General features: G+C 72.7%; 19 protein-coding genes, 1 tRNA gene and 1 other RNA gene. 7 read left to right on the plus strand and 14 right to left on the minus strand.

Going from position 1 to position 26,410, the window contains the following annotated elements; all coding sequences use genetic code 11:
- Positions 1-243 precede the first annotated feature (243 nt).
- From JQT67_RS08935 to JQT67_RS08945, 3 genes are read right to left on the minus strand one after another with little or no spacing between them, the layout of a single operon-like run.
- Positions 244-852 (minus strand): thymidine kinase, encoded by a 609-nt coding sequence (locus tag JQT67_RS08935; RefSeq protein WP_208064374.1) that lies wholly within the window; start codon positions 850-852, stop codon positions 244-246.
- 2 nt (positions 853-854) lie between these two features.
- Entirely contained in the window at positions 855-1,475 is a 621-nt protein-coding gene (locus JQT67_RS08940) for a helix-turn-helix transcriptional regulator (protein WP_051222417.1), read from the minus strand.
- A 10-nt stretch (positions 1,476-1,485) separates the two neighbouring features.
- Positions 1,486-3,006 carry a malate:quinone oxidoreductase gene (locus JQT67_RS08945; RefSeq protein ID WP_208064375.1) on the minus strand — a complete coding sequence of 507 codons (1,521 nt, stop codon included), beginning with the start codon at positions 3,004-3,006 and terminating at the stop codon, positions 1,486-1,488.
- A 103-nt stretch (positions 3,007-3,109) separates the two neighbouring features.
- Here JQT67_RS08945 and JQT67_RS08950 point away from each other — a divergent pair, with 103 nt between their 5' ends.
- Positions 3,110-3,478, plus strand: a complete 369-nt coding sequence (locus JQT67_RS08950; RefSeq protein ID WP_026372605.1) for a hypothetical protein — start codon at positions 3,110-3,112, stop codon at positions 3,476-3,478.
- A 32-nt stretch (positions 3,479-3,510) separates the two neighbouring features.
- On the opposite strand, the gene JQT67_RS08955 is transcribed toward JQT67_RS08950, so the two are convergent.
- From JQT67_RS08955 to ffs, 5 genes are all read right to left on the minus strand, one after another.
- Positions 3,511-4,587, minus strand: a complete 1,077-nt coding sequence (locus JQT67_RS08955; RefSeq protein ID WP_208064376.1) for an aspartate-semialdehyde dehydrogenase — start codon at positions 4,585-4,587, stop codon at positions 3,511-3,513.
- Positions 4,584-5,858: an aspartate kinase gene (locus tag JQT67_RS08960; protein ID WP_021009820.1), complete on the minus strand. Its 1,275-nt coding sequence runs from the start codon at positions 5,856-5,858 to the stop codon at positions 4,584-4,586. Before JQT67_RS08960 ends, JQT67_RS08955 begins: the two co-directional genes overlap by 4 nt.
- 67 nt (positions 5,859-5,925) lie before the next feature.
- Complete coding sequence (recR, locus tag JQT67_RS08965; RefSeq protein ID WP_021009819.1) at positions 5,926-6,525, minus strand: recombination mediator RecR; 600 nt, start codon at positions 6,523-6,525, stop codon at positions 5,926-5,928.
- A gap of 3 nt (positions 6,526-6,528) precedes the next feature.
- Positions 6,529-8,769 carry a DNA polymerase III subunit gamma and tau gene (locus JQT67_RS08970; protein WP_208064377.1) on the minus strand — a complete coding sequence of 747 codons (2,241 nt, stop codon included), beginning with the start codon at positions 8,767-8,769 and terminating at the stop codon, positions 6,529-6,531.
- 63 nt (positions 8,770-8,832) lie between these two features.
- An RNA gene (ffs, locus tag JQT67_RS08975) (signal recognition particle sRNA small type) lies at positions 8,833-8,929 on the minus strand.
- 71 nt (positions 8,930-9,000) lie between these two features.
- Between ffs and JQT67_RS08980 the strand changes: the two genes are divergently transcribed.
- On the plus strand, positions 9,001-9,783 hold the full coding sequence (locus JQT67_RS08980) for a cytochrome b5-like heme/steroid binding domain-containing protein (protein ID WP_208064378.1): 783 nt from the start codon (positions 9,001-9,003) through the stop codon (positions 9,781-9,783).
- A 162-nt stretch (positions 9,784-9,945) separates the two neighbouring features.
- Here JQT67_RS08980 and JQT67_RS08985 read toward each other — a convergent pair whose 3' ends face one another.
- Together JQT67_RS08985 and pta are read right to left on the minus strand one after the other, a co-directional pair.
- Positions 9,946-11,136: an acetate/propionate family kinase gene (locus tag JQT67_RS08985; RefSeq protein WP_208064379.1), complete on the minus strand. Its 1,191-nt coding sequence runs from the start codon at positions 11,134-11,136 to the stop codon at positions 9,946-9,948.
- Entirely contained in the window at positions 11,133-13,253 is a 2,121-nt protein-coding gene (gene pta / locus JQT67_RS08990) for a phosphate acetyltransferase (RefSeq protein ID WP_208064380.1), read from the minus strand. The genes JQT67_RS08985 and pta overlap by 4 nt, the downstream gene beginning before the upstream one ends.
- 167 nt (positions 13,254-13,420) lie before the next feature.
- Here pta and JQT67_RS08995 point away from each other — a divergent pair, with 167 nt between their 5' ends.
- The 5 genes from JQT67_RS08995 (at position 13,421) to JQT67_RS09015 (ending at position 20,476) form a co-directional block, all read left to right on the plus strand.
- Positions 13,421-17,350: a cell wall-binding repeat-containing protein gene (locus JQT67_RS08995; RefSeq protein WP_374222127.1), complete on the plus strand. Its 3,930-nt coding sequence runs from the start codon at positions 13,421-13,423 to the stop codon at positions 17,348-17,350.
- Positions 17,351-17,441: 91 nt separating this feature from the next.
- Positions 17,442-17,526, plus strand: a tRNA-Ser gene (locus tag JQT67_RS09000).
- 156 nt (positions 17,527-17,682) lie between these two features.
- Positions 17,683-18,042: a response regulator gene (locus JQT67_RS09005; protein WP_307864283.1), complete on the plus strand. Its 360-nt coding sequence runs from the start codon at positions 17,683-17,685 to the stop codon at positions 18,040-18,042.
- Positions 18,039-19,004 (plus strand): HEAT repeat domain-containing protein, encoded by a 966-nt coding sequence (locus JQT67_RS09010; protein WP_208064383.1) that lies wholly within the window; start codon positions 18,039-18,041, stop codon positions 19,002-19,004. Before JQT67_RS09005 ends, JQT67_RS09010 begins: the two co-directional genes overlap by 4 nt.
- Positions 19,001-20,476, plus strand: coding sequence for a glycosyltransferase (locus tag JQT67_RS09015; protein WP_208064384.1), 1,476 nt, complete (start codon positions 19,001-19,003; stop codon positions 20,474-20,476). Before JQT67_RS09010 ends, JQT67_RS09015 begins: the two co-directional genes overlap by 4 nt.
- Here the strand turns inward: JQT67_RS09015 and JQT67_RS13765 are convergent.
- The 4 genes from JQT67_RS13765 to JQT67_RS09035 are packed head-to-tail and all read right to left on the minus strand — an operon-like array spanning position 20,441 to position 26,244.
- The gene (locus JQT67_RS13765) at positions 20,441-22,078 is read right to left on the minus strand and encodes an ATP-binding protein (RefSeq protein ID WP_208064385.1); all 1,638 of its coding nucleotides are present in this window, start codon (positions 22,076-22,078) and stop codon (positions 20,441-20,443) included. The two genes, JQT67_RS09015 and JQT67_RS13765, sit on opposite strands and share 36 nt — an antisense overlap.
- Positions 22,075-23,754 carry a helicase HerA-like domain-containing protein gene (locus JQT67_RS09025; RefSeq protein WP_243755867.1) on the minus strand — a complete coding sequence of 560 codons (1,680 nt, stop codon included), beginning with the start codon at positions 23,752-23,754 and terminating at the stop codon, positions 22,075-22,077. The genes JQT67_RS13765 and JQT67_RS09025 overlap by 4 nt, the downstream gene beginning before the upstream one ends.
- Before the next feature lie 55 nt (positions 23,755-23,809).
- Positions 23,810-25,006, minus strand: coding sequence for a multidrug effflux MFS transporter (locus tag JQT67_RS09030; RefSeq protein ID WP_031223327.1), 1,197 nt, complete (start codon positions 25,004-25,006; stop codon positions 23,810-23,812).
- Positions 25,007-25,026: 20 nt separating this feature from the next.
- Positions 25,027-26,244, minus strand: a complete 1,218-nt coding sequence (locus JQT67_RS09035; RefSeq protein WP_208064387.1) for an amidohydrolase — start codon at positions 26,242-26,244, stop codon at positions 25,027-25,029.
- Between the last annotated feature and the right edge of the window lie 166 nt (positions 26,245-26,410).

Below are 26,410 nucleotides of genomic sequence, written 5' to 3' on the forward strand. Positions count from 1 at the left end.
AGGCCCTTCGTCGTCTGTCGGGCTTTCGTGTCGGGATTTGAACCGTAGGTTCATACGAGATCTGCCGGTTCGAGCGATCGCGAAGCGATCGCGAGCCGCGCAGATCTCGCTGTCACCCGTGACGTGCCTCCCGGCGGAGCACCGCTCCGCCGGACCCGACCACGGACTCGCTGTCGCCGCGACGACGTCTCGATACGCCGCCTCCGGCGGCTACTCGACGAGCGGGTGAGGCTGGACGGCCGCTCAACGAGCGGCAGCAGCCCCCAGCCGCCCGCCCGACTCCTCGAGGTAGCACGAGGCGCACAGCGACTCGTACGTGACCGTCTCGCCGTCGATCGCGACCTGGTCGCCGTCGAAGACGAACCGCTCCCCCACCTTGCGGCCGTTGAACAGCGCCTTGCGGCCGCAGCGGCAGATGGTCTTCAGCTCCTCGAGCGAGTGCGCGAGCTCGAGCAGCCGCGCCGAGCCGGGGAACGCGCGCGTGAGGAAGTCGGTGCGGATGCCGTAGGCGAGCACCGGCACGCCGCGCTCGACGGCGATGCGGAGCAGCTCGTCGACCTGCTCCGGTCGGAAGAACTGCGCCTCGTCGACGAGCAGGCACGCGACGCGGGCGTCGTCCCGCGCGGCCGCGGCGTCGAACGCATCCATCACCGACTCGTCGTGGGCGACGAGGAAGTCGACCTCGCGCGTGACGCCGAGCCGCGAGACGATCTCGCGCGCGCCCTTCGTGTCAGTCGCGGGCTTCGCGAGCAGCACGCGCTGGCCGCGCTCCTCGTAGTTGAACGCGGCCTGCAGCAGGCCGGTGGACTTGCCGGAGTTCATCGCCCCGTACCGGAAGTAGAGCTTCGCCACCCCTACAGGATGCCGTCCTCTTCGGCGCGGGAGATGAGCTCGGCGCGCTTGCCCGCAGGGCGGTCCATCGCGGCGTACTTCGCGCGCACCCGGCGGAGGAACGTCTTCGCCGTCTCGTAGCCGACGCCCATCTCCGCCGCGACCTGCACGGTCGAGTGGCCCTGCACGTAGTGCGCGAGCGCGCGGCGCTCGCTGTGCGAGAGGCGCGGACGGCGATCGGCCGGGTCGACGGCGCGCGGGCGGCGCCTGCGGCTCGTGCGGTCGAGCTCGGCGCACGAGCGCACGGCCTCGGCAGGGGACGGGTCCTCCCCCAGCACGACAGCGCCGGCGGCCTCGAGCGACTCGCGGAGTGCCGGGTCCGCCTCGCCGTGGACGACGACGGCGGCCCCGGCGGTGATCGCCGTGCGCGCGTGGGCGAGCACGGGGGCACCGGCGGGCTCGACCAGGAGCACGACGTCGCCGGGGAACTCCTTCGCGCGCACGAGGTCGACGAAGCGCTCGGCGGTGGCGACGAGCTCGAGCCGGGGTTCGGCCGCGATCGCGGCGCGCAGCGCCGCAGCGGTCGTCGGCGGGGCGACGACGCTGACCTTGCGCCGCTGGGGAGGCGCGACGGTGCTGGTCATGGTGGTCCTGTCAGGCGATGGCGTTGGATGCGCCGGCGGCCTCGAGCTCGGAGCTCGGCGTGTCGACGAGCCGCAGCACGCGCGCGGTGCGCTCCAGCGCCTCGCGCGCGGCCTCGGGGTCGTCGTTGAGCTTGGTCCCGTAGCTCGGGATGAGCTGCTGGATCTTGGGGCGCCACTCGGGCAGGCGCTCGGGGAAGCAGCGCTCGAAGATCGTCAGCATGATGTGCACGGCGGTGGAGGCGCCGGGCGAGGCGCCGAGGAGGCCGGCGATCGTGCCCTCGGCGCCCGTGACGACCTCGGTGCCGAACTGCAGCACGCCGCCCTTCTCCGGGTCCTTCTTCATGACCTGCACCCGCTGGCCGGCCGTGATGAGGCGCCAGTCCTCATCCTTCGCGTTGGGCATGAACTCGCGCAGCGCCTCGAGGCGCTGCGAGCGGCTCGCGAACACCTCGCCCATGAGGTAGCCGACGAGGTCGAGGTTCGCGAGACCGGCGCGCACCATCGGGTAGAGGTTGTGGCCCTTGATGGTCTCGAACATGTCGGTGTAGGAGCCGGTCTTGAGGTACTTCGGGCTCCAGCCGGCGTAGGGGCCGAACAGCAGGCTCGCCTCGCCGTCGACGACGCGGGTGTCGAGGTGCGGCACCGACATCGGCGGAGCGCCGACGCTCGCCTTGCCGTAGACCTTCGCGTTGTGGCGCGCGACGACCTCGGGGTTGTCGGTGCGCAGGAACGCGCCGGTGATCGGGAAGCCCGCGAAGCCCTTCGCCTCCGGGATGCGCGACTTCTGCAGCAGCTTGAGCGCACCGCCGCCTCCGCCGACGAAGACGAAGCGCGCGTGGATCTCGGTGCTGTTCTGCCCCACCTCGTGGCGCAGCTTGAGGCGCCACAGCCCGTCGGAGCGGCGCTTGAGCCCCGTGACGGTCGTGTCGGTGTAGACCTTCGCGCCGTCCGCGACGAGGCCCGCGAACAGCATCCGCGTGAGCGCACCGAAGTCGACGTCGGTGCCGTCGGTCGAGCGCGTCGCGGCGATGCGCTGCGACTTCTTGCGGCCGGGGATGAGCGTGGGCGCCCACTCCCGGATGACCTCCGGGTCCTCGGAGTACTCGATGCCGCGGAAGAGCGGCTCGTCCTTCAGCAGCTCCCAGCGGCGGCGCAGGTAGTCGACGTTCGCGTCGCCCCACACGAAGGTCATGTGCGGCGTGGGCGAGATGAAGCCCTTGGGGTCGGGCAGCGTGCCGTCCTCGACGAACGACGCCCACAGCTGGCGGGAGAGCTGGAACTGCTCGTTGATGTCGATCGCCTTCGCGGCGGTCATCGAGCCGTCGGGGCCCTCGGGCATGTAGTTGAGCTCGCAGAGCGCCGCGTGACCGGTGCCGGCGTTGTTCCACGGGTCGGAGGACTCCATGCCGACCTTGGGCAGCCGCTCGTACACCTCGATCCTCCAGGAGGGCTCGAGGCGGTGGAGGAGGGCACCGAGCGTGGCGCTCATGATGCCTCCGCCGATGAGGGCGACGTCGATGGTCTTGGTCACACCGAGATTCTAGGACGTTCGCCCATGAAGCACGCCCCACGCCGTGCTGGCGTCCAGCATCCTGGGTCTAGCCTGAGCCATCCGACGACGAGAGGGGCCCGACATGGGGATCCTGGATGAGGCGAAGGGGCGGCTCGGCGAGGCGGCCGAGTGGGTCAAGGGCACGGCATCGCAGCTGGGCGAGTCGACGCAGGGCGCGGGCCGCGCGCTCGGCGAGAAGGCGGCGGAGGCGCGGCACCGCGTCACGGGCGCGAAGGGCGGCGACGGCGCCGACTTCGGCTCCGCACACACCGAGCCCGCCCGCGACGAGCCGGCGCACGGGAGCACGGCGGACGCCGCGTCGCACTCGGGCGGCGGCGGCGACTTCGCGAGCGAGTGGGTCGACGTGTCGACCGACCCGCACGCGGGCGGGCCGCAGGCCGACGGCGAGTCCGGCGACGAGCCGGTCGACGGCCCGCAGAACCCGCTCTGACGAGCGGGGCGCGGACTCCGGCCCGCGCCCCGTCAGTCGAGCAGCCGCGCGACGAGCCCGGCGAGCTGCACCGCGTTGAGCGCGGCGCCCTTGCGCAGGTTGTCGTTCGCGACGAACAGCACGAGGCCCTTGCCGGGCTCGGCCGACTGGTCGGCGCGGATGCGTCCCACGAGCGAGGCGTCGGCGCCGGCGGCCCGGAGCGGGGTCGGGATCTCGACGAGCTCGACGCCGGGTGCGCCCTCGAGCAGCGCCGCGGCCTGCTCGGGTGACAGGTCGCGCTCGAACTCCGCGTGGATCGCGAGCGAGTGGCCCGTGAAGACGGGCACGCGCACGCACGTGCCGGCGACGCGCAGCTCAGGCCGCTCGAGGATCTTCCGCGACTCGTTGCGCAGCTTCTGCTCCTCGTCGGTCTCGGCGGAGCCGTCGTCGACGAGGTTGCCCGCGAAGGGCAGCACGTTGTGGGCGATCGGCTCGCGGTAGACGCCCGGCTCACCGAGGTCGACGGCGCCGCCGTCGTGCGTGAGCCGCTCGGGCGCCTGCGACGCCGCTCGCTCGAGCTGGCCGCGCAGCTCGTCGACGCCCGCGAGGCCGGAGCCCGAGACCGCCTGGTAGGTCGCCACGACGAGTCGCACGAGGCCGGCCTCGCGGTCGAGCGGCTTGAGCACCGGCATCGCCGCCATGGTCGTGCAGTTGGGGTTGGCGATGATGCCCTTGACCGCGCCGGTGATCGCGTGCGGGTTGACCTCCGAGACGACGAGCGGCACCTCGGGGTCCATCCGCCAGGCCGACGAGTTGTCGACGACGATGACGCCCGCTTCGGCGAACCGGGGGGCGAGCCGCTTCGAGGTGCTGCCGCCCGCCGAGAAGATCGCGACGTCGAGGCCCGACGGGTCGGCCGCATCCGCGTCCTCGACGACGATCGACTGCCCGCGGAACTCGATCGTCGAGCCGGCGGAGCGCGCGGAGGCGAACAGCCGCAGCTCGGCGAGCTCGAGCGAGCCCTGCTCGAGCAGCCGCAGCACGACGCCGCCGACCTGGCCGGTCGCGCCGACCACGCCGAGGCGGATGGGGCGAGCCTCGCCGGGCTCGTCGGCCAGCCGGCGGATCATCGGCCCGTCCCAGCGTGCACGACCGCGTCCTGGTCGGCGTCGAGCTCGAACGCCGAGTGCACGACGCGCACGGCGTCGACCACCTGGTCGGCGCGCGTCACGACCGAGATGCGGATCTCCGACGTCGAGATCATCTCGATGTTGATGCCCGCCTCCGAGAGGGCGCGGAACAGTCGCGCTGAGACGCCGGTGTTGGTGCGCATCCCCGCCCCGACGAGGGCGAGCTTGCCGATCTGGTCGTCGTGCTGGATCGACTCGAAGCCGACCTCGGCCCGCTCGGCCTCGAGCGCCGCCATCGCGGGGCCTGCCTCGGCCTTGGGGAGCGTGAAGGAGATGTCGGTGCGGCCGGTCGCCGCCTCGGAGACGTTCTGCACGATCATGTCGACGTTCGCGCCGGTCTCGGCGACGATCGTGAAGATGCGTGCGGCGGTGCCCGGCACGTCGGGCACGCCGACGACCGTGACCTTCGCCTCGGAGAGGTCGTGGGCGACCCCGACGATCATCGGCTCTTCCATGGTGGAACCAGCTCTCTTCGAGTCGTAGACGATGGTGCCCTCGTCGTTCGTGAACGACGAGCGCACGTGGAGGGTGACGCCGTGGCGGCGCGCGTACTCGACGCTGCGGATGTGCAGCACCTTGGCGCCGGCGGCGGCGAGCTCGAGCATCTCCTCGCTCGTGACGCGCGGGATGCGTCGGGCGCGGGGGACGACGCGGGGGTCGGCGGTGAAGACCCCGTCGACATCGGTGTAGATCTCGCAGACGTCGGCGCCGAGCGCCGCGGCGAGGGCGACGGCGGACGTGTCGGAGCCGCCGCGCCCGAGGGTCGTGATGTCGCCGGTGACCTTGTTGAACCCGGCGAAGCCCTGCACGATCGCGATCTGGCCGCGGTCGAGCGCCTGCCGCACGCGGCCGGGCGTGACCGAGATGATGCGGGCGGAGCCATGACGGTCGTCGGTGAGCATGCCCGCCTGGCTGCCGGTGAACGAGACGGCCTCCGCCCCCTGCGACTTGATCGCCATCGCGAGCAGCGCCATCGAGATGCGCTCGCCCGCGGTCAGCAGCATGTCGAGCTCGCGGCCGCCGGTCGGCAGGTTCGGCACGACGGCGTTCGCGAGGTCGAGGAGCTCGTCGGTCGTGTCGCCCATCGCCGAGACGACCACGACGATGTCGTCGCCGCGCTTGCGCGACTCGACGATGCGCTTCGCGACGCGCTTGATCCCCTCGGCGTCGCCCACGCTGGACCCGCCGAACTTCTGCACGATGAGGCTCACGCCGCTCCTTACCCGTCCCGGACTGATCAAGTCTAGGCTTCGGCGGCATGCCCTGAGGGCCTCGGCGTCAGCGCTCGACGGTGCGGCGCCCCTCGAAGGCGCGGCCGAGCGTCATCTCGTCGGCGAACTCGAGGTCGCCGCCGACCGGCAGCCCGCTCGCGAGCCGCGACACCCGCACGCCGAGCGGCAGGAGGGTGCGGATGAGGTAGGTCGCGGTGGCCTCGCCCTCGACGTTGGGGTCGGTGGCGATGATGACCTCCTCGACCGAGGCGTCCTGCAGCCGGGTCATGAGCGAGGCGACACGCAGCTGGTCGGGACCGACGCCCTGCATGGGGTTCAGCGCGCCGCCGAGCACGTGGTAGAGCCCGCGGTACTCGCGGGTGCGCTCGATCGCGACGACGTCCTTCGGCTCCTCGACGACGCAGATCGTCGTGGGCACGCGGCGCGGGTCGCGGCAGATCGCGCACCGCTCCTCCTCGCCGATGTTGCCGCACACGACGCAGAAGCGCACGCGCTGCCGCACGGTCTGCAGGATCGTCGCGAGCCGGTCGACGTCGAACGACTCGGTCTGGATGATGTGGAACGCGATGCGCTGCGCCGACTTCGGGCCGACGCCCGGGAGCCGGCCGAGCTCGTCGATGAGGTCCTGGACGATGCCGTCGTACACGCGCTAGCGCTCCCCTCGCACCCGCGGGCGCTCCTCGATGAGCTCGGCTCCGAGCTCCTCCCGCACCACAGCCTCCCCGTAGCGCGCGACCTGCGATGCGCTGAGCGCCGGCTCGGGCGCGGGCGCCGAGCGGGCGAGCTCGGCGAGCGACGGGCCGGTCGGCGCGGGCCGCTCCTCGGCGACCGGCGCCGGCATCGCGGGCGCCGGGGCCTCGGGTGCCGACACGAACGAGAACGGGTCGGGCTCGGGCTCGTCGGGCAGCGGCTGCTCGGGCAGGTCCTCCGGCGGCGCCTCGGCATCGCTCGGGATCGCCGCGACCGCCCAGCCGGTCACCGGGCCGGGGGCTGCCGTCGCGGTCGGTGCGGGGGCGGATGCCCTGGCCCGCTCGGGCGCCGCGGCGCGCGCGGGCGGGGCGGCGGGCGGCGCGCCTCGGTGCACGTCGTCGCCGGCGTCGGCGGGCCGCTCCTTCGCGGCGCGCGGGCTGGCCTCCGCGCGGGCGATGTACTTCACCTCGATGCCGAGCAGCGACTTGATCGCCGCGCGGAGCAGGTCGGCGACGCTCGGCTTGCCGGGCTGCGACTCGCGGAAGTGCTGGATGTCTGCCTCGGACTGGAACCCGAGCACGAGGACGTCGCCGGGCCGCAGCTCCTTCGGGGTGATCGCGGTCGCGACCATCCACGCGGAGCGTTGCTGGTCGGCGAGCTTCTGCAGCACCTCGTCCCACGAGTCGCGCAGCTGCTGGAAGGTGATCGGCTCGGCTGGCGCCGCCACGGGCGGCGTCGCCGGTGCTGGAGCCTCGTCGGCCTTCGCGGACCCCGTTCCGGCAGCAGGACCCGAGATCCGGGGTCCGCTCGCCGGGACCGGGTCCGCATCGGCTCGCGTGGCCGACTCCCGGGCCGGAGCTGGCGCAGGAGCGGCGGCTGCTGTCGGAGCGGACTCCGCAGACGGCGCCGAGGCGGGAGCCGACTTCACCGGAGCGGGCGCGGACGTCAAGGGAGCAGCAGCCGGGGTCGCAGGTGCGGTCGCGACTGATGCGGGCGCGGGTGGCGCGGAGGCAGTCGGCGCCGACGCGGCGGGCGCGGGCGCCGCGCCGTCGAGGCGCTGCTCGATGCGCTCGACGCGCGCGATCGTCCCGACCTCCGGGTCGCCCGACTCGGGCACGAGCAGCCGCGCGGCCATGAGCTCGAGGTGGAGCCTGGGGCTCGTGGCGCCGGCCATGTCGGTGAGCGACTTCGCGACGATGTCGGCCGCGCGCGAGAGCTCCGCGCCGCCGAAGCCGCGCGCTTGCGCGACGAGCGTCTCGAGCTCCTCGGCCGGCACGCCGTGCAGGATCGCCGCCGGGTCCTTCGCGGCGCGCGCGACGATGAGGTCGCGGAGCCGCTCGAGGAGGTCCTCGACGAAGCGGCGGGGGTCCTGGCCCGACTGCACGACGCGATCGATCGACGCGAACAGGCTCGCCGCATCCGTCGCCGAGAGCGCCGCGACGATCTCGTCGAGCAGCTCGCCGTGCGTGAAGCCGAGCAGGCCGACCGCGTGCGCGTAGGTGACGGGCCCGTCGGAGCCGGCGATGAGCTGGTCGAGCAGGCTGAGGGTGTCGCGCGCGGAGCCGCCGCCGGCGCGCACGACGAGCGGCAGCACGCCGGGGTCGGCCTCGACGCCCTCCTCGGCGCACAGCTGCTGCACGTACTCGAGCATGGGCGCGGGCGCGATGAGGCGGAACGGGTAGTGGTGCGTGCGCGAGCGGATCGTGCCGATGACCTTCTCGGGCTCGGTCGTCGCGAAGATGAACTTGATGTGCTCGGGCGGCTCCTCGACGATCTTCAGCAGCGCGTTGAAGCCGCCGGAGGTCACCATGTGGGCCTCGTCGATGATGAAGACCTTGTAGCGGTCGCGGCTCGGGGCGAAGGTCGCGCGCTCGCGCAGGTCGCGGGCGTCGTCGACGCCGCCGTGGCTCGCCGCGTCGATCTCGACGACGTCGAGCGAGCCGCCGCCGTCACGGCCGAGCTCGATGCACGAGTCGCACTTGCCGCACGGCTCGGGGGTCGGCCCCTCGGCGCAGTTGAGGCAGCGCGCGAGGATGCGGGCGCTCGTCGTCTTGCCGCAGCCGCGCGGGCCCGAGAAGAGGTAGGCGTGGTTGACGCGGTCCGCGCGCAGCGCGGTGCGGAGCGGATCGGTCACGTGCGCCTGCCCGATGAGCTCGGAGAACGACTCCGGCCGATAGCGGCGGTAGAGGGCGGCGACCATGGGATCCAGGCTACTTCCCGCCGGTGACTCGCCGAGCCGGAGCGGCCGGCACCGGGTGCAGACATGGAGGACTCCCCGCGCACCCGCCAGAGCCCGGTTGCCCTTGCTTCGTCTCCGACCTGGGGGAGTTGGCCTGGATGGCGCCACGCGGGGAGCCGCCTCCATCGTAGCGCGATCGGGAGCGTGGCGATGGAGGGGGCGAGGCCCACGGGCGGCTGTAGCGTGTGCCGCATGCATCCGCTCCCCGCATCGGGCAGCCCCCTCGACCTGTTCGCCGGCCTGCCGCTGCATCCGCTCGCGGTGCACGTGCCCGTCGTGCTCCTCCCGCTCGGCGCCCTCGGGCTGCTCGTGCTCATCGCGGTGCCGCGCTGGCGCGCCCCGCTCGCCTGGCCGGTCGTCGGCATCCTCGGCGTCGCGACCGTCGGCGCGCTCGTCGCGAAGCTCTCGGGCGAGGCGCTCGCCGCGCGCGTCGGCTCCCCCGGCCAGCACGAGCAGCTCGGCAACTGGCTGCTCGCGACCTCCGCGATCCTCTTCGTCGCGGCCCTCGCGTGGTGGCTGTGGCAGCGCCGGAGCGCTCGCGCCCGCCGCTCGACCGGCGTGATGGGCGTGCTCGCGGGCATGCTGCTCGGCGCGCTCGCGCTCGGCGCGGTCATCATCGCGGTGCTCACCGGCCACTCCGGCGCCACCGCCGTGTGGGGCGACCGGGTCACCGCTCCTCCGGCCGAGCCGTCCTCCTCGGCATCCCCCGACGCATCCGACGATGACGACGGCGACGACGACATCTCGATCGCGGAGGTCGCCAGCCACGACGACTCGGCGTCGTGCTGGGTCGCGATCGAGGGCACCGTCTACGACGTCACGTCATGGGTGACGCGGCACCCCGGCGGGCCCGACCGCATCCTCGCGATCTGCGGCACGGATGCGTCGGAGGACTTCGGCGAGCAGCACGGCGGGCAGGCGCTCCCGACCGAGCGGCTGAGCGAGTTCGCGATCGGGGAGCTCGCCGAGCGCTGAGCGGCCCCGAGCGCCAGCGCACCTCTACGCAGAGTTCCGACACTCTGCGGTCTTCGCGCCCCCGAAGCGCAGAGTTCCGGCACTCTGCGGTCTTCCCGCCCCAGGCGCGCAGAGTTCCGACACTCTGCGCTCGAGCGGCGCGGCGCGGGGCGGGACCGGCGGCTACGGCTCGACGAGCGCGGCCACCTGCCTCGCGATCTCGAGCTCCTCGTTCGTCGGCACGACCCACACCTCGATCGGCGAGCCGTCGGCCGAGATGCGCCGCTCGCCGCGGCCGGCGTTCCGCTCGGGGTCGAGCACGATGCCGAGCCCCTCGAGGCCCTCGAGCGCCACTTCGCGCACCCGCGCGGCGTTCTCGCCGATGCCGGCGGTGAAGGCGATCGCGTCGGTGCGGCCGAGGTGCGCGAGGTAGGCGCCGACGGTGCCGCGCAGCCGGTGGCCGACGATCTCGAGCGCCTCGACCGCGCGCGGGATGCCGGCCTCGGCCGCCTGCAGCACGTCGCGCATGTCGCCGGTGCCGGTGAGGCCCAGCAGTCCCGAGCGCTTGTTCAGCAGGGTGTCGATCTCGTCGACCGAGAGCCCCGCGACGCGGTGCAGGTGGAAGACGACGCCCGGGTCGATGTCGCCCGAGCGCGTGCCCATCACGAGCCCCGCAAGCGGCGTCATGCCCATCGACGTCTCGACGCTGCGGCCGCCCCGCACCGCGGTCGCCGAGGCCCCGTTGCCGAGGTGGAGCACGATCGAGTTGACGTCCGCGAGCGGCCGCTCGAGCAGCTCGGCCAGGCGGCGCGAGACGAACTGGTGGCTCGTGCCGTGGAAGCCGTACTTCCGCACCCGGTGCTCGGCCGCGATGCGCGCCTCGATCGCGTAGCGGTGCGCGGCGGGCGGGATCGTGAGGTGGAAGGCGGTGTCGAAGACGGCGACGTGCGGGTAGCCCGCGAACGTCGCGCGGGCCGAGCGGATGCCCTGCAGGTTCGCGGGGTTGTGGAGCGGCGCGAGCGGGGCGAGGTCGTCGATCTGCTGCGCGACGTCGTCGTCGATGCGCACCGCGCGGTCGAAGCGCGCGCCGCCCTGCACGACGCGGTGGCCGATGCCGAGCAGCCGCGCGGCATCGAGGTCGGGCCCGTGCTCCGTGAACTGGTGCAGCACCCATCCGAAGGCCTTCTCGTGGTCGGGGATCATGCGCCGCTCGACCACGGCCTCGCGACCCGGCACCTCGTGCTTCGCGTCGCTCGAGGTCTCGCCGATGCGCTCGATGAGCCCGCTCGCGAGCGCCGCCCCCGAGTCGACGTCGACGAGCTGGTACTTGAGGCTCGACGAGCCGGCGTTGATGACGAAGACCGAGCGGGTCACGAGCGCTCCTCTCCCGCCCCGCCTGGCGCATCCGCCCCCTGAGCCTGGATCGCGGTGATCGCGATCGTGTTGACGATGTCGCTCACGAGCGCGCCGCGCGAGAGGTCGTTCACCGGCTTGTTGAGCCCTTGCAGCACCGGCCCGATCGCGAGCGCGCCCGCCGATCGCTGCACCGCCTTGTAGGTGTTGTTGCCGGTGTTGAGGTCGGGGAAGACGAACACCGTCGCGCGCCCGGCGACCTCGGAGCCGGGCATCTTCTTGCTCGCGACGGCCGCATCCGCCGCTGCGTCGTACTGGATCGGGCCCTCGACGAGCAGCTCGGGCGCGCGCTCGCGCACGAGCGCCGTCGCCTGCCGCACGCGGTCGACCTCGGCACCCGTGCCCGACTCACCCGTCGAGTACGAGAGCATCGCGACGCGCGGCTCGATGCCGAAGTCGCGCGCCGTCTGCGCCGACGAGATCGCGATGTCGGCGAGCTCCTCGACGGTCGGCTCGGGGATGACGGCGCAGTCGCCGTAGACGAGCACGCGGTCGGCGAGCGCCATGAGGAAGACGCTCGAGACCACCGAGACGCCCGGCTTCGTCTTGATCGTCTCGAAGGACGGCTTGATCGTGTGCGCGGTCGTGTGCGCGGCGCCCGACACCATGCCGTCGGCGTCACCCGTGTGGACCATGAGCGTGCCGAAGTAGCTCACGTCGAGCAGCCGCTCCATCGCCTGCTCGATCGTGACGCCCTTGTGCGCGCGCAGCCGCTGGTACTCCGCCGCGTACTTCGGCCGCAGCTCGGCGTCGTCGGTCGCGACGATGCGCGCGTCGGTGAGGTCGAGCCCGAGCCGCGCCGCCCGCTGTCGGATCGACGACTCGTCGCCCAGGATCGTGAGCCGCGCGATGCCGCGCGCGAGCACGGTCGACGCGGCCTGCAGGATGCGGTCGTCGTCACCCTCGGGCAGCACGATGTGGCGCAGGTCGGCGCGCGCCCGCTCGACGAGGCTGTGCTCGAAGATGAGCGGCGTGACGACGTCGGTCGTCGCGACCTCGAGCCGCTCGAGGAGCGCCTCGGCGTCGACGTGCTGCTCGAAGAGCGCGAGCGCAGAGTCGCGCTTGCGCTGCGTGCCGTCGATGAGCGAGCCGCGCGTGACGGCGATGCGCCGGGCGGTCTCGTAGGTGCCGTGCGGGCTGCGGCCGATCGGCACGTCGAGGTCGAGCCCGTCGAGCAGCCGCTGCACCGCGGGGTGCAGGTCGAAGCCGCCGTTGAGCACGATGCCGGCGATCGAGGGGAACGTGCCCGACTGCTGCGCGAGCAGCGTGCCGACGAGCACGTCGGAGCGGTCGCCGGGCGTGACGAGGATGCCGCCCTCGATGAGCCGGTCGAGCACGTTCTCCATCGACATGCCGGCCACGACCGTGCCGAGCGACTCGCGGGCGAGCAGGTCGGCGTCGCCCCGCATGAGCTCGGCCTCGGTCGCGCGGAAGAGCGTGCCGACGCTCGGCGCGCTCAGCAGCGCATCCTCGGGGATCGACCACACGGGCACGCCCGTCGGCACGGCGTCGGCGATCGCGGCGGGGATGCCGTCGATCGCGGATGCGTCGGCACGGTTGACGATGACGCCCGCGAGGGATGCGTGGGAGGCGGCGAGCTCCGCCGTCGTGACCTCCGCGAGCTGGCGCAGGTCGTCGGCGGAGCGGGGCGCGTCGGTCTCGGGGTGGTGGCCGCCGAGCACGAGCAGCACCGAGGCGCCGAGATTCGCGGCGACGCGCGCGTTGAAGCCGAGCTCGGTGGGGCTGCCGACGTCGGTGTAGTCGGAGCCGACGATCACGATCGCGTCGAAGCGCTCGTCGATGCGGTGGAAGCGGTCGACGATGGTCGCGAGCGCCGCGTCGGCGTCATCGTGCACTGCCGCGTACGTCGTGCCGATCGCCTCCTCGTAGGAGAGGTCGACGGCATCGTGCGCGAGCAGCAGCTCGAGCACGGCATCGCGCTCGGCGGAGGACCTGGCGATGGGGCGGAACACGCCGACGCGCTCGACACGCCGGCTCAGGGCTTCGACGAGCCCGAGGGCGACGATCGACTTGCCTGCGTGGCCTTCGGGCGAAGCGATGACGATGCGGGTCGGCACCGGCCCAGGCTAGCGCCAGGCACCTGAAGGTCACGAAACGGTAACGCTTGTGCCCCACCCTGTTGTGAACCTTTGCGGCGGCTTAGGTTTGACCGCATCCGCCCCCAACGTCGGGGGCTTCGTCCTGAACGAAGGATCACTCTGTGAGCACACTCAACTCGAAGCGTGTGCGCCTTCGCCGTGGCATCGCACTCACCACCGCCCTCGCGCTCAGCGCGGGGGCGTCGGTGCTTGGTGCAGCCGCGGCGGGTGCCGCGCCTCAACCACCATCGATCGACACGAGCGGCTTCGAGAGCGGCCGCTACATCGTCGTCCTGAAGGACGATTCGATGGCCACGTACCGCGGCGGCCTGCAGGGCCTCGCGCGCACGGCGCCCGTCGGCACCCGAAGCATCGACGTCGACTCCCCCGCCGCGAACGCCTACGCCGCGCACCTCGAGTCGACCCAGCAGCAGGTCGCGAGCGCGATCGGCGCCGACATCGACGCGAGCCTGACGGTCACCATGAACGGCTTCATCGCCGACCTGAGTGCCGACCAGGCCCTTGAGCTCGCCCGCGACGGCCGCGTCTCGCAGATCTTCCCCGACGAGATCCTCCAGGTCACGCAGAGCCCCGCGAACGACTACCTGCAGCTCGAGGACCTCTGGAACCAGGCCGAGGTCGGCGGCGAGGAGGGAGCGGGCGCCGGTGTCGTCGTCGGCATCCTCGACACGGGCATCGCGCCCGAGAACCCGCTCTTCGCGGGCGATCCGCTCGGCACGACTCCCGGTGCCGAGCCGTACCGCGACGGCGACACGATCGTCTTCGAGAAGGGTGACGGCTCGACCTTCACCGGCTACTGCCAGGAGGGCGAGCAGTTCTCGGCTGACGACTGCTCGACGAAGATCGTCTCGGCTCGCTACTACGTCGAGGGCTTCGGCCAGGCAGACCTCGGCGACGCGTCGACCGGCGAGTACGTGTCGCCGCGCGACGGCGACGGGCACGGCTCGCACACCGCCTCCACGGCGGCCGGCAACGCCCATGTCGCGATCAGCTCGGCCGGTGGCGCCGACCTCGGCACGATGAGTGGCGTCGCTCCCCAGGCGCGCATCGCCGCGTACAAGGTCTGCTGGAGCGGCCCTGACCCCTCGGTGACGACCGACGACGGCTGCGCGACGAGCGACTCGCTCCAGGCGATCGAGCAGGCGACGATCGACGGCGTCGACGTCATCAACTACTCGATCGGCGGCGGGGCCGCCACGTCGGTGGCGACGCCGACGGACATCGCGTTCCTCGGCGCGGCTGCGGCCGGTGTGTTCGTCTCGGCCTCGGCGGGCAACGCCGGACCGGGCGCTTCGACGCTCGACCACGCCTCGCCCTGGTACACGACCGTGGCGGCCACGACCGTCCCGAACTACGAGGCGACCATCATCCTGCCCGGCGACGAGCGCATCCCCGGTGCGTCGATCACCGTGCCGATGGGCGAGGACGCCGAGCCGGTGACGGGCGAGTTCATCTACGCGGGTGACATCCCCGCCGCTGGCAGCACCCAAGCGCAGGCCGCGCTGTGCCTGCCGGGTTCGCTCGACGCCACGCGCATCCCGGAGGGCACCGACACGATCGTGCTCTGCGACCGCGGTGAGAACGCTCGCGCCGAGAAGTCGCAGGTCGTCGCCGACGCCGGCGGCATCGGCGCCGTGCTCGTCAACGTGACGCCGGGCTCGATCGACCTCGACGACCACGCGGTGCCGACCGTGCACGCCGACGCGCAGTACCGCGATGAGCTGCTTGCCGCCGCGCAGACGCCCGACACGGTCATCTCGCTCGTGGACGGCAACAGCTCGGGCATCGAGACGCCGGCTCCGGTCATTGCAGGGTTCTCCTCGCGCGGCCCGGCAGTGGCCGACGGCAGCGACGTCCTGAAGCCCGACATCTCGGCGCCGGGCGTCGGCATCATCGCCGCGACCGCGAACCCGGAGGACGGCGAGCCGACGTTCTCGTTCCTCTCGGGCACGTCGATGGCGGCTCCGCACGTCGCGGGCCTCGCGGCGATCTACCTCGGCGCGAAGCCGGAGGCGACGCCCGCTGAGATCAAGTCGGCGCTCATGACGACGGCGACCGACGTGGTCACCGCCGAGGGCGCCGTCTCGACCGACCCGTGGGCGCAGGGCGCCGGCTTCGTGAACACGCAGTCGATGCTCGACCCGGGCCTCATCTACCAGAACGGCACCGCCGACTGGTTCGGGTACCTGCGCGGCCTCGGCTACGTGCTCCCGGACGAGTGGGTGGGCAGCCCGATCGACCCGAGCGACGTCAACATCGCGTCGATCGCGATCGGCTCGCTCGCGGCCTCGCAGACGGTCACCCGCACGGTGACCGCGCTGGAGCCCGGCGAGTACGAGGCGTCGATCGCCGACGTCCCCGGAGTCGAGGTGACGGTCACGCCGTCGACGCTCTCGTTCACCGAGGCGGGCCAGACGGCGACGTTCCAGGTCTCGTTCGAGGTCACGACGGCACCTGTCGCCCAGTGGTCGACCGGTTTCCTGACCTGGGCGAGCTCGGAGCACACGGTCCGGTCGCCCATCGCGGTGCAGCCGGTCGCCGTGGCGGCCCCCGAGTGGGTCGAGGGCACCGGCACGGTCGGCGAGACGCCCGTCACGGTCGTCTCCGGCGTCGACGGGTCGATCCCCCTCGCGGCCAACGGCCTCGCGCCGTTCTCGCAGCTGGCGTCCGACACCTACGAGCAGGGCGACGGGGAGTTCTACCCCTTCTCGATCCCTGCCGGCGAGCTCGTGCACTACTTCTCGCTCGACGTCGCGGATGACACGGCCGACTTCGACCTGTATGTGCTGCGCCTCAACGCAGCCGGGCAGTTCGTCGAGCAGTTCACGGCTGGGACCGGCTCGGCGGACGAGGAGCTCCTCCTCGAGTCGCCGACGCCCGGGAACTACGTGGCACTCGTCGACGCGTACGCGACCGGTGAGCAGGGTGCGACTGCGTTCTCGCTCGACCACGTCGGCGTCAGCGCGGGACAGCAGCAGGGCTCGTTCCGCACGGAGCCGGCGGCGATCGCGGGCGAGCGCGGCGAGTCGGCGACCTACACCGCCAAGTGGAACGGCCTCGCGGTCGACTCCCAGTACCTCGGCGTCGTCGGCTACGGCGGCACCGACGTGCGCACGATCGTCCGCGTGACGACCGGTGATGTGACCATGCCGACGCCCGACCGCCTCGACGGTGCAGACCGCTACGAGGTCGCGATCACCGTCGCGCAGGAGGGCTACCCCGAGGGAGCCGAGGTCGTGTACGTCGCGAGCGGCGAGAAGTTCCCGGACGGGCTCGCTGCCGGTCCGGCGGCCGCGCGCGAGGGTGGACCGCTGCTCCTGACGCAGGGCGCATCGCTGCGCTCGGACGTCGTCGATGAGATCGAGCGCCTGGCGCCCGAGCGCATCGTCGTCGTCGGCGGCGAGCAGTCGGTCTCGGCCGCCGTGCTCGACACGCTCCAGGGCCTCGCGGGAACCGTCGACCGGGTCGGCGGCGCGGACCGCTACGAGGTGAGCCGCAACCTGGCCGCGTACGCGTTCGCGGACGGTGCCGAGTCGGCCTTCGTGGCGACCGGCCGGGTGTTCTCGGACGCGCTCTCGGCAGGCCCTGCTGCGGCGAGCGTCGACGCCCCGATGATCCTCGTGGACGGCGTTGCGCCGACGGCTGACGCCGCGACGCTCACCGCGCTCGAGGGCCTCGGTGCCGGGAACGTGTACCTCATGGGCGGCACGGCATCGATGTCGAACGGCATCGAGCTCGCCTTCGACAACGCGGGCCTGTGGGTGCAGCGCTTCTCGGGCGCCGACCGCTATCAGGCCGCGGTGCAGGTGAACCGCGCGATGTTCGACGGCCCCGTGCCGCGCATGTTCATCGCCAGCGGCGTGAAGTTCCCGGATGCCCTGAGCGCCTCGGCGCTCGCGGCCGCCGAGGGCTCGCCGCTCTACCTGGCCCACGCCACGTGCATCGACTCGTCCGTCGTGACGGAGAGCCTGCGGCTGGGTCAGCCGCCGGTGACCCTGCTCGGCGGCGAGGCGACGCTCTCGGCCGAGGTCGCGGAGTACGCCATCTGCCCGTAGCGGGTCGATGAACGGAGGGGGCGGGGACCGAGGTCCTCGCCCCCTTCGCCGTCTCGGGTAGGATCGCAGGGTTGACCGTTCGCGGTCGCCGGGAGGATTCGCCTAGTGGCCTATGGCGCACGCTTGGAAAGCGTGTTGGGTGCAAGCCCTCAGGGGTTCGAATCCCCTATCCTCCGCCGGTCGATGGGGCGGGCTGCGCGCCCGCCCCATCCTCGTTCCAACTTGCGTTCCGTGTAGGTTTGAGGCATCGGCCCCGGCCACCTCGACTTGTCACGATGGAGCACCATGAGCGAGAGCTGTCAGCCGCGAGCACTCCGCGGGAGGGCGGCCCGGTGAGCGGCCGCATCCTCGTGGTCGACGACGATCGCGACATCCGCGACCTCGTCGCGATCAAGCTGGAGTCCGCCGGCCACGACGTCGTCACTCGGGCGGACGGTGCGCAAGCGCTCGAAGCCGGCATGGAGGGCGGCTGGGACGTCATCGTCCTCGACGTCATGATGCCCGGCATGTCGGGGATCGACGTGCTCCGCACGCTGCGCGACCGGGGCGTCGAGACGCCCGTCATCCTGCTCACCGCGCGCGGGCAGGAGAAGGACATCGAAGCCGGCTTCGCGGCCGGTGCCGACCACTACGTCACGAAGCCGTTCAGCCCGCGGGCCCTGCTCGCGCGCGTCACCGCCGCGCTGGGATGAGCGAGCTGCTGCCGCCGGAGCTGCTGCGGCTGCTGCTGCTGGCCGCCGCGCTCGCGACGCTCGCGATGCTCGTCACCCTGCTCGCGCAGCGCACGACCCGCCGCCGGCGCGAGCGCCGGCGCGCCGAGCTCGACGCCATCCACCGCCGGCTCGTGCTCGAGTCGACGATCGCCGAGGACGACGAGCTCCCGGCCCTGCTCGATCGCGTGCGCGGCCTCGACGACGCCGACCGTGCCCACATCGGCCGCTCCGTCTTCATGATGCTCCGGGATGTGACGGGCGAGGCCGCGGACCGCTTGCGCCAGGTCGCGGCAGCCTCGGGGCTCGCGCCCCGCGTCACGGCCGCCGCGCGCCACCGGAGCGCGGTCCGCCGCGCCGACGCCGCGGAGGCGCTGGGACGGCTCGCGCCGGAGGGCGCCCTCGAGCTGCTGCTCGCGCTCGCGGAGGACCGGGACCCGGAGGTGCGGACCGTGGCGGTGCGCGCGCTCGGCGAGTTCGAGCACGAGGCTGCCGTCGCGCGCGTCGTCCGCGCTCTCGCGGAGGACAGCGGCGTGCCCTCGACCGTCGCCGCCACGGCACTGCTGCAGCAGGGCGGGGCCGCAAGCGACCGCGTACGCCTCGCGCTGCGCGACCCGGACGCCGGCATCCGCCGCGGGGCCGCGCGCATCGCCGGGCTGCTGCAGGTGCCGGGGTCGGCCGACGAGCTCGTCGCGCTGCTGCAGGATGACCACGAGTCGGTGCGGCTCGCCGCGATGCGCTCGCTCGAGCGGATGCCCGTGCGCGAGGCGCTCGAGCCGCTCGTCGGAATCGCGCTCGCGGGCGGCACGACCGGTGAGGCGGCGGCGCGCACGATCGCCTCGATGCCGCCCGCGTGGAGCGCGTCGGCCCTCGACGTGCTCGACGGCGCAGAGCCCGGCGTGCGCCGAGCCGCAGGACTGCGGCGACGGGAGGCCGCGGCATGAGCTGGCTCCACGACGCGCTCGAGGCCATCTTCGCGGTGCTCGCGTGGCCGTCGGCGATCTACTTCATCGTCGCGAACACCTCGATGCTCGTGCTCATCCTCGTGGCTTCTCGCCACTTCGCGCGCTACTTGCGCCGCAGCGAGCACCGCGGCGAGGACGCGATGGCCGGGTCGCCCGTCAGCCTCGGCGTCACCGTCATCGTGCCGGCCTACAACGAGGGCGCCGTCATCCTCACGAGCGTGCGCTCGATGCTCGACCTGCGCTACCCCGACCACGAGGTGATCGTCGTCAACGACGGGAGCGCCGATGAGACGATGCAGCTGCTCAAGGAGGAGTTCGCACTCGTCGAGGACGACCGCGACCTGCCCGGCCGGATCCCGGTGCGCGGGCGGCTGCGCGGCGTCTGGCGCGCGCCGGAGGGAGCCGTGCCGCTCGTCGTCGTCGACAAGGAGAACTCGGGCCGCTCCGACTCCGTGAACGCGGCCCTCGACCTCGCGAGCAAGGAGCTCGTCGTCATGGTCGACGCCGACTCGATCCTCGAGCCCGACGCGCTGCTGTCGGTCTCGAAGCCGTTCGCCGACGACCCCGACCGCGTCGTCGCGACGGGCGGCGTCGTGCGCATCGTCAACAACTCGCGCGTGCTCGGCGGTCGCATCGTCGAGCTCCGGATGCCGAAGCAGCTCATCACGCGCATCCAGGTGGTGGAGTACCTGCGCGCGTTCCTGCTCGGCCGCACCGCGTGGTCGGACCTGAACGCGCTCATCCTCATCTCGGGCGCGTTCGGCATGTTCCGCCGCGACGTGCTCGTCGAGCTCGGCGGCCTCGACCCCGATTCGATCGGCGAGGACTTCGAGCTCGTCATGCGCATCCAGCGCTGGATCCGCGACGGCCACCGCGACGCGCGCGTGCGGTTCGTCGCCGAGCCGGTGAGCTGGACCGAGGCGCCGTCCACCCTCAGGGTGCTCGCGCGCCAGCGCCGCCGGTGGCACCGCGGGCTGTGGGAGGTGCTGTGGAAGTTCCGCGGCATGCTGCTCAACCCGCGCTACGGCCGCGTGGGCATGCTGGCACTCCCCTACTATTGGCTCTTCGAGCTGCTCGCGCCGCTCATCGAGCTCGTCGGCATCGTCATCGTCGTGCTCGGCCTGCTCGTCGGCGCGGTCGACCCGGTCGCCGCGCTGCTCCTGCTGCTCGTCTCGTACGGCTACGGGACGATCGTGACGCTCGCCGCGGTCGTCGTCGAGGAGGCGAGCTTCCACCGCTACGAGCGCTGGCGCGACCTGGCCGCCGTGCTCTGGGCGGTGCTCGCCGAGAGCATCGGCTACCGCCAGCTGACCGCGATCTGGCGCATCCAGGGCTGGTGGGCCGCGCTCACCGGCCGCAAGCAGGTGTGGGGCGAGATGACCCGCACCGGCTTCGCCGGCGCGACGGCGAGCGGCTCAAGCACCCCGGGGCAAGCGGAACGAGGCGACTGAGCCGACGCCGAGCTCGCTCGAGAAGTCGATCGAGCCGCCGTGGGCGTGCACGATCATGCGGCAGATCCAGAGCCCGAGCCCCGCGCCGGGCAGCTGCGACTCCCGGGCCGAGCTCGATCGGTAGAAGCGCTCGAAGACGCGCGCGACCTCATCCGGCCGCACGCCCGGACCGTCGTCGCGCACCGAGACCACGGCATCCAACCCATCGATCTCCACCCGCACCTCGACGTCCCCGTCGTCGTGCGTGTACTTGATGCCGTTGGAGACCAGGTTCTCGATCACCTGGCTGAGCCGTCGTGTGTCCCCCTCGACCACGACGGCGGGCCCGTCGACGAGCCGCAGCGAGACCCGCTTCCGCCGCGCGCGGTGCTCGAGGAGGGCGACGGCGTCGATGGCGAGCGCACGCAGGTCGACCTCCGTCGACTGGAGCTGCACCTCGCCGCGGCTCATCTCGCCGACGACGAGCAGGTCCTCGACGAGCGCGCGCAGCCGGTTGGAGTTGCGCTGCGCGGTCTCGAGCCACGAGCGGAGGTCGTCGGGCAGCTCCTCGTCGAGCGCGATCTCGAGGTAGCCGGCGATCGACGTGAGCGGCGTGCGCAGCTCGTGCGAGACGAGCGCGACGAAGTCGTCGCGATCCTCGAGCATGCGCATGTAGGCGGTGACGTCGTCGATCGAGGCGATCGAGCCACGGAACTCGCCGTCGATCGTGATGGGTCGAGACGACAGCCGGATCGCGACCAGGTCGTGGCCCGGCCGGCTGATCCAGCAGTCGACGTTGTCGAAGGCCTCGCCCCGCGCGGCGCGCACGAAGGGCGTCCGCGAGTGGCGGATGCGTCGGCGGGTGTCGATCTCGAGGAAGCGGACGCCGTCGAGCATCGTTGCGACCGACTCCCCGGCGATCGCGGGATGCTCGCGCAGCGTCGGGTTGACGCGCTCGATGCGACCCTCGGGGTCGAGCAGCATGAGGCCGATGCGCGCGGTCTCGAAGACGGCGTCGATGAGCGTCGCGTCGGCTGCCGCCTTCCGAGCGATCTCGGTGCGCTCGCGCTCGCGCTCGAGCAGCGCGCGCTGCTGCCGCCCGAGGAGGCGCGAGTAGTAGTGGGCCGACCAGGCGGCGGCGAGGAGGGACGCGGGGATGAGCACGGTGCCGACCGCGTTGGCCGTCAGGAGCGTGCCCGTCGTACCGGCCAGGTGCACGCCGAGGATCGCCGCGATCACCGCGCTCACGCCCGCGACGATCGCGATGCCGCGCCTGCCCGCCACGATGCCGATCCAGAACGCCGGGAGCACCGCGAGCAGCGCGAGGGTGCGAGGCGCGCTCGCGTCGACGAGCAGCACCGCGCTCGCGACGAGATCGAGCATCGGTACGACGAATCGCGGCCAACCGGGCTGGCCGGGCAGCCGTGTCGCGATCAGCGCGATGATCGTCGCGATCGTGAGGATGCCGACGGCCGTCCACGCCCACGGGCTCGACCACACCCTGGGGTCGGCGATCCCCATGACGAGCAGGACCGTCGCGGCGAGCAGGGCGTAGTGGGCCTGCAGCCTGCTGGTCTGCGGAGCGTCGAAGTCCGGCTCCGCGGCGGCCCGCGGCGCGCTCACCGGCGCCGGTTGCCCAGGACGCCGCGCACGATCTCGCGGAGGATGGTCTGACCGGTGCGCGAACCGATGAAGTCGGTGATCGGGCTGCCCCCGCGATCGCTCGAGCGACCGCGGTGCGATGCCGCCTCGCGCTCGAGGCGCGCGGCCTCCTCCTCGGCCTCGGCGCGCTCGCGCGCGCGCCGCTCGGCCTCCTCGGCGCTCCGCAGCCGCGCCTGCAGCATCTCCCGTGCCGACTCGCGGTCGACGGCGGTGCCGTAGCGCGCGAGCAGGCTCGACGACGCGACCGCTTCCCGCATCACCGACTCCGGCGTCGGGTCCATCGATCCCTGCGGCGCGCGCATCCGCGTCCAGGCGACGGGCGTCGGCGCGCCGCGCTCGCCCATCACGGTGACGACGGCCTCCCCGGTGCCGAGGCTCGTGAGCACCTGCTCGAGGTCGTAGCCGCTCGTCGGGTAGGTGCGCACCGCGGCGCGCAGCGCCTTCGCGTCGTCGGGCGTGTGCGCGCGCAGCTGGTGCTGCACGCGCGAGCCGAGCTGCGCGAGCACGTCGGCGGGCAGGTCTTTCGGCGACTGCGTGACGAAGACGATGCCCACGCCCTTCGAGCGGATGAGCCGCACGGTCTGGGTGATGGCGGCGAGGAAGTCCTTCGACGCATCCCGGAACAGCAGGTGCGCCTCGTCGAAGAAGAAGACGAGCTTCGGCTTGTCGAGGTCGCCCACTTCCGGCAGCTCCTCGAACAGGTCGGCGAGCAGCCACATGAGGAAGGTCGAGAACAGCGCCGGCTGGCTCGCGACGCTCGGCAGCTCGAGCAGGCTGATGATGCCGCGACCGTCGGCGCTCGTGCGCAGCAGGTCCTGCGGGTCGAACTCCGGCTCGCCGAAGAACACGTCGGCGCCCTGCTCGCTGAAGGCGGTGACCTCCCGCAGGATGACGCCCGCCGTCTGGGTCGAGACGCCCCCGAGCCTCCGCAGCTCGGGCTTGCCGTCGCCCGTGAGCCACAGCAGCAGCTCGCGCAGGTCCTCGAGGTCGAGCAGCGGCAGCTGCTGCTCGTCGGCGTACGCGAACACGATCGCGAGGCTCGACTCCTGCGTCGCGTTGAGGCCCAGCACCTTCGCGAGCAGCGTGGGCCCGAACGACAGCACGGTCGCGCGGATGGGCACGCCGACGCCTCGCCCGCCGAGGGCGAAGTACTCGACCGGGAACGCGGTCGGCTCCCAGGCCTGGCCGATGCCCGCGGTGCGCGCGAGCAGTGCGCTGTCCGACTCCCCGGGCTGCGCGACTCCCGAGAGGTCGCCCTTGATGTCGGCGGCGAACACCGGCACGCCCGCGGCCGAGAGCTGCTCGGCGAGCACCTGCAGCGTCTTCGTCTTCCCCGTGCCCGTCGCGCCGGCGATGAGCCCGTGGCGGTTGAGCATCGAGAGGGGGATGCGCACCTTGGCTTCCGGGTCCGGGTCGCCGTTGACGAGCGCGCCGAGCTCGAGCGCGGGGCCGTCGAACGCGTAGCCGGCGCGAACCGCCTCGACCGCGGCCTCGTCGAGCGGACGCTCGCGAGCCGGGTCGTCGTCGCTCGCGCGCTGGCGCGCCGCCTCGAGCGCGGCGATGCGCGCCTCGGCCTCGGCCTGCGCCTTGCGCGCTGCCTCGAGTGCCGCTTGCGCTTGCGCCAGCTCGTCGCTCATGCGGCCCATCCTTGCACGCAGGCCGCCGCGATCCCTGTCCCGGTACGGCGACGCGTCACTCGACGGGCGGCACCTGCCGCGGCCGCACGACGAGCCACAGCGACAGGGTCGCGAGCACGCCGCACGCGAGCATGATGACCCCCATCGGCACCGCGCTCTCGACGCGGAAGAGCCCGACGACGGGGCTCACGAGTCCCGCGATCGACATGTTGAGCGCACCGAGCAGCGATGCAGCGGTGCCCGCCTCGCGACCGTGGTTCGCGAGCGCGAGCGTCTGCACGCACGGCATCGAGAGCCCGAAGGCGAGCGCGAACAGCGCGAGCGGCGGCACGAGGCCCGGCACTCCGGCGCCGGCGAGATCGAGCACGACGATGAGCGTTGCGCCGACGATGAGCAGCGCCGTCGACACGGCGAGCACCCACTGGGCGCCCCAGCGGTTCGCGGCCGCCGCCGCGGACTGCGTGCCGCACAGCACCGCGACCGAGCAGATGGCGAACACGAGGCCGAACTCGCCCGGCGTGAACCCGTAGACCTCCTGCAGCAGGAGCGACGAGGTCGAGAGGTAGGCGAACATGCCGCCGAAGATGCTCGCGCCGATGATCGCGACACCGACGAAGACGCGGTCGGTCAGCACGGCGCGGTACTGCGCTCGCAGCGGCACCCGGCCGCTCGGCTGCCGCAAGTGGGCGGGCAGCGTCTCGCGCAACACGAGCAGCTGGAGCCCGATGACGACGACCGCGTACGCCGCGAGCACCCAGAACAGCCCTCGCCACTCCAGCACCCCCATGAGCCACGAGCCGATGACGGGCGCCGCGATCGGCGCGATGCCGATGACGAGCGCGAGCCGCGACAGGGCGGTCGTGAGCCGTCGGCCGCCGAAGAGATCGCGCACCATCGCGATCGCGACCGCGGTGCCCGCCGCGGCCCCGAACCCCTGCACGACGCGCAGCGCGAGCAGCGTGGCGATGTCGGGTGCGATCGCGACGCCGACGCTCGCGACGGCGTGCACGCTCGTCGCGGCGAGCAGCGGCACCCGGCGCCCGATGCGATCGGAGAGCGGCCCCATCACGAGCTGCCCGAGCGCGAAGCCGAGCGTCGTGGCCGACAGCGTGAGCTGCACCACCGCATCCGTCGTCGCGAACGTGTCCTTCACGGCCGGGAACGCCGGCAGGTAGAGGTCGATCGTGAAGGGCCCGAGCCCGGCGAGCAGCCCGAGCACGAGCAGCACCCGGAAGCGCCGGCCCGGGCTCATGGGCTCCCCGGGCGCGCCCGTCACGCGGCGGGCAGCGCCAGCGGCACCTCGTCGCGCGGGGCGACGCGCTCCTCGCCGGTCGCGGCGTCGTGCTCGAAGACGACGCGGCCGTCGATGAGCACGGTCCGCGGGCGGGCCATCGGGTCCATCCAGTCGCCGCCCCACACGACGAGGTCGGCGCGCTTGCCGACCTCGATCGAGCCGACCTCGTGCGCGACGCCGAGCGCCTTCGCGGGGTTGATCGTGATCGCGCGCAGCGCGGTCTCGCGGTCGAGGCCCTCACGGACGGCGAGGGATGCCTGGTGGACGAGGAATGAGATCGGGATGACCGGGTGGTCGGTGATGATCGAGAGCTCGACGCCCGCCTTCGCGAGCTTGCCGGGGTTCGCGATCGAGCGCTTGCGCAGCTCCATCTTCGACTTCGTCGTGAAGAGCGGCCCGATGAGCACGGGCACACCGCGCTCGGCGAGCAGATCGGCGACCACGTGCGCCTCGGTGCCGTGGTCGATGATGAGGTCGTAGCCGAACTCGGCCTGCAGGCGCAGCGCCGTGACGATGTCGTCGGCGCGGTGCGCGTGCTGGCGCCACGGGATCTCGCGGCGCAGCACCTTGCCGAGCGCCTCCATCGTGAGGTCGACCTCGGCGGTCGCGCCGGCGTCGACGTCGTTGTGCTTGCGCTGGTAGTTCTGCGCGGCGACGAATGCGTCGCGGATGATCTTCGCGGTGCCGAGCCTGGTCGAGGGCGTCTGCTTCTTGTCGCCGTACACGCGCTTGGGGTTCTCGCCGAGCGCGCTCTTGAGGCCCGCCGGCTCGCGCAGCACCATGTGGTCGACGATGCGGCCGTGCGTGTGGAGCGTCGTGGCCTGGCCGCCGATGGGGTTGCCGGAGCCCGGGTTGACGTTCACGGTCGTCACACCGCCCGCGAGCGCGAGGTCGAAGCCCTCGTCGAAGGGGTCGATCGCGTCGATCGTGCGCACGCCCGCGGTGTTCGGGTTCGTCATCTCGTTCGTGTCGCTCCCCGTCGGCCCGTCGCCCTCGGGATGCACGCCGAGGTGCACGTGCGCGTCGATGAGACCGGGCGTCACCTGCGCGCCGTCCGCGTCGATGACGGTCGCTCCCTCGGGCACCGCGACGTCGGCGCCGAGCTCAGCGATCCGACCGTCGCGCACGAGCACCGTGCCCGCGAATTCCTGGCCCTCGACGGGCACGACCTGGGCGTTGACGATGGCGAGCAGCATGCGGTTCCTCTTCAGATCGGGATCGTTCCCCAGCCTACGCCTGATTAGCCGAACGAACGACCTGCGCTCATGGCCACCCTCGGAGCGCTGCTCCCGGCCGCCCTCGTCGCGATCCGCGCGAGCCATGCCGTCGCGGCGGCGCGAGCCCGCCGCGCGTCCCGACGTG

This window comes from Agrococcus sp. TF02-05, from assembly GCF_017565345.1.
GTDB classification, from domain to species: domain Bacteria; phylum Actinomycetota; class Actinomycetes; order Actinomycetales; family Microbacteriaceae; genus Agrococcus; species Agrococcus pavilionensis.